Source organism: Leptothoe sp. PORK10 BA2 (assembly GCF_034932105.1).
Classification (GTDB): Bacteria; Cyanobacteriota; Cyanobacteriia; order Phormidesmidales; family Phormidesmidaceae; genus Leptothoe.
Window position 1 is genome coordinate 1 of sequence record NZ_JAYGIG010000107.1, and the last position, 4,205, is coordinate 4,205.

The 4,205-nt window shown below is 43.6% G+C and carries 2 protein-coding genes and 1 pseudogene; all 3 read right to left on the reverse strand.

Annotated features, from left to right (window positions below; translation table 11 throughout):
- Positions 1-127: 127 nt before the first annotated feature.
- Positions 128-1,384 (reverse strand): annotated as a pseudogene (locus VB741_RS14735) (reverse transcriptase domain-containing protein); the annotation flags it as partial.
- A gap of 661 nt (positions 1,385-2,045) precedes the next feature.
- Entirely contained in the window at positions 2,046-3,767 is a 1,722-nt protein-coding gene (locus VB741_RS14740; RefSeq protein ID WP_323365943.1) for a GUN4 domain-containing protein, read from the reverse strand.
- On the reverse strand, positions 3,767-4,075 hold the full coding sequence (locus VB741_RS14745; protein WP_323365944.1) for a CU044_2847 family protein: 309 nt from the start codon (positions 4,073-4,075) through the stop codon (positions 3,767-3,769). The genes VB741_RS14740 and VB741_RS14745 overlap by 1 nt, the downstream gene beginning before the upstream one ends.
- Positions 4,076-4,205: the final 130 nt, after the last annotated feature.

A 4,205-nucleotide genomic window follows, 5' to 3' on the forward strand; every position in this document is an offset into this window, starting at 1 on the left:
GTTTCTTCAGTTTCAATTCAACCTATAATCACTCTCAGATGTCTGCCGAGATCACCCTGCCGAAGTTAAGGCTGACTTAACCGCCGAAGTTAGGTGTGAATGCCTGCCGAAGTCAGGTGAATATGCATTTGACATTGATATGCTTGTTTTCAGAGTAAGGAACCGATGGGAATGCTTCTCCCAGCAGGAATTTGCTGGTGTAGCGATTCTGTTTAGGTTCCTTGTTGAACACTTTATAAGCTCGGGCTTGGATGTGGAACAATGAGTTCCTGCTACCGTTCATTTTACAGAACTTATGATAGTTTCTCCACCCTCTGACGATAGGAGCTAATTTCTTGGCTTTGACTATCGCACCATAGTTTGAGTTGTTGACGATGGTTTTTACTTTCTTACGAAAAGCTTTATAGTTGTCCACTGAAGGGACACTTCTAAACTTACCGTTGCCGTGCACTTTGAAGTGCCAGCCGAGGAAGTCAAACCCATCTATCATTGCTGTTACCCGAGTCTTCTTTTCGCTAATATTCATCCCCCTAGCAGCGAGGAATTCACGGATTTTGACCAGTATTTCCTCGGCATTGTCTTGGGGTTTGAGAATGAAGATCATGTCGTCCGCATACCGGACGGATGGGTGGATAGTCTCAATCCCGTTCAAGGCAATGTTGGCTAGTAGCGGACTAACCACTCCGCCTTGTGGTGTTCCCTGATGAGGGAATCCAACCTGGGTCCCTGCCTTGAGGCATCGGAAAATTCCGAGCTTTAGGCTCGAAGGAGCGATCAGGTTGGTCAGGATGGATTCGTGATTAATCCGGTCGAAGCATTTTTCAATATCGAGTTCGATGACTCGTTTCTCGATTCCGTGACAGGCTGAGCGTAGATTGAGGAATAAGTACTTCTGTGCATCGTGCGCAGCCCTACTCAATCTGAATCCGTAGCTTCTAGCATGAAAGGTTGCTTCGTGGGCTGGTTCCAAAGCGTACTTGGCTAGACATTGCCAAGCTCTATCTGCGATAGTGGGCACTTTTAACATTCGGATTGTTCCATCCTTTTTTGGGATTGGAATTTCCCTTAGGCCTTGGTGTTTCCACGTGGTACCCTTGGCTCTAAGTTCTTTAACTAGATTTAGGCGTTCCTCAAATGAGAGGAACGCTTTGCCATCGATACCCGCAGTTTTTTTTCCCGCGTTGAGTTGTGTCACTTGTCGAATCGCCAATAGGATGGCGGCTCGGGACTTGAATATCAGCTTTTGGAGTGACCGGGCTTTCCGCTTGTCCCCAACTGAAACTGCTTTGTAAACTCGTCTTTGTAGCCGGAAGAGGTCTCGACGGAATTTCTTCCAGCTTAACCCTTTCCACAATTCACTAGCATTACTGCTGTGTCTAATCATGGTCTACTCTAATGGATTTACGCTGAATACCTCAAGATAATTACATCTTGTCCTACCCGAGTTTGAGGAGTTCATCCGCTCGTCTGGCCTACTATGAGTGTGACCGCCCATAGACCTCAGTCTCGTTTTTATTCGTTCCGTCCTGATGATTCTTTTGTTCCGTTAGGTGGAGCCAATTCAACTGCCAGAACCCCTGACTCGTGCCGATATCTAGGAAAGGATGCGGCGGGATACTAATCTCTGGCGAAGTCAGACTTTTGGATTGCGTCTGCTTTCGGGTAAGTCGCTTTTCTAGGCTCTGTTTCACCGTGGGAACTCCCTATTAGCGCCAGTGTCACTTGCAATGAGTGTCTGATTGCGCCCTGCTCCCAGCTTCGACCTCCCGAATTCCGAGTCGGGTCATCGTGGGCAGATCAGGAGTCACATCCGAGTTTGATGGAAGGGGCTTTCACCCTCATCATTAGGACAGTTCAGCTCTTTAGAGTGCTTCATGTTTGGAAGCCAAGCTGGCAGAGTTATTTACGGGCTTGCACCGTTATTCGTCTGCAACGAATCGCACTCCCTATCCCGATTAGCCTGCCTTCAAGGCATGATTGCTAATGTTTGAAACCTAGTGAATATTTTTGTTCTGATTTCAAACCTTATAGACTTTGAAACACGTTTAACGCGAACAAGCATTGAGGCGCATAAATATGTCCTTTAGGTAGGAACTACCAGATCTACCTGTACCAAACAATTGCCACCTTTGAGAGCGAACCTTTCCCCCGTACCACTTTGTATCAAAATTTGTTGTATAAACAACAAATCCTGTATCACCTAGAGAGGCTAGAGAGAAATTAATGCCAACACCAACAGAAGCTTTCAGTGGGAAGCATCCTGGTAAAGGAGTCTGGGCAGAAGCTATTTTCTCGTAGGATAACCATCCTCCTAAAGTAATCTCGTCTTGCTCTATAGAAACTTTCTTTTCTCCACGAAGTTTAAAGCTTAAAAATCTCTTAACGCCCTCAGCCAGAGCAACTACTCTCTCCTCAATTTTTTGAGGTTTACACCAACCCACTCGCTCACCAAACTTGCGAAATGCTTCATTAGTAAAGTTACTCTCCTGATTGATATGTGTCCACAAATCCTTTTGAACACTGAAACCGAATTTTCCTTGGCTGTTTTCAGTCCATAGCTTGTCTATAGTATTCAAATCTTTACAGGGCAAATTATTAATTTCTTCAGCATTGAATATCTCTCCACTCTGCAATCGTTTCTTCATGGATTTCTCTAGAGTGGGCTGATGATAATTATCTGACGACATTTGAAGACGAAGAATTATCTCAACTATAATCCGAAGGGTTTCAATATCAGCATCTTTCCACCGATTCGTTTCTAGTAAAAATGATAAAACTGAGTAATCAATACCAACATCAGAGTATTTTCTAAGGCGTTTAGAAATAACTGGATTTTCGATTCTCTCGGGACTCAAGGAATACTCAAGATGCTTCAGATCGTCTTGTTTTAATAGCTCTTCTATCTCATTGCGTAATGGTCGTAAAGTAGCTTCAGCTTTATCATCTAATCTAAAAGGTAATTCAGACGGAAAGACTTCGGAAAATAGCTTTTCATATTTCTCAGCAGTCTCAGATAGCAACTCCTTTCTAGCTTCCAGATCAATACCGTCTAATTTAGGATAGGCTTTATACAAAACCTGAGTTGGAATTATAAATCCAACCCTTACTTGTGGCCGCCTTGGATCAGTTGAAACTGTAAGTCCAACTACTCCCTGAAGCTCTTTGTCCCAAATAGGTGCTCCGCTAAAACCAGGTTCAATTTGATATCCTTCTTGTCCGGTAGCTTCAATCTGAATCCAACCGTTTGCTGTTTCTTTAGTGAGAATTCCTTTTGCCCATACACCATGAAGATTTCCAGCAGGAAAACCACAGACTTCAAAAGAGTGCCCTTCTAAATCTGATGCGGTAGGGATGTAATGCTCATCCCATTCGTAACGAGAACTAGGAGAATCAATATGCCCTCCATCAGTCCAGTCAGATTTCTTAACCGTGACTACACCGAATTTAGAAGGTTTTGCTTGTTCTGGGGCTAGCTCATCTAACTCTAATAAGGCAATGTCCTCCGGCAAAAATTCTGACTGATGTAATTGCACGGGCAACCAAAAAACAACTTTCGCCGTTATTATTTTTCCTGAGGCAATGAAAGGAAAATCCAAAGTAACTTGTTCCTCAGGTTTTTCCTGAACGGTTCTTGGTAATCCCAATGCATCAGCAACAACATGAGCGCAAGTTAGAACATGTTTACACGATACTAAAGTGCCAGCTCCAATATATTTTTCACTCTTATTACGAAGGCGAACAATAGATTTCTTTATTGCTTCTGTCATTAAGCTTTATCCTGTTTCCATTTCAATGTAATTTCATAGTTTACCTCGCCGCCAGCCATGGCTATAACAGCTCCAGCCTCAGCCGTAAGTTTTATGCCAAATTTGACTTCTACCTCGTCGGCTGGTTGATCAAGCTGACGTAACTTACCGATGATTATAGAAGCAACAGGTTGAACATTCTCTAGAGCTTGCTCAAAGGTCTTCTGAGCTTTGGTTGCCATCTCAGTCGGATTTAAACCTAAACCTACTCTCCCATCGTTCTCTGAAGGTTCATCAACCTCGGCAAAAAGTGAATTACCGTCAGGCAATGTAAACTGGACAGTGCGAAGTTCATCTCTAACTGGTGAAAGTCTCTAAAAAAGAACATCCCAGTACCCAAACGGTCTGGAATGTCCGAAACTGGCTGAAACCATTACAATCAGCCAGTTCCATTATGGA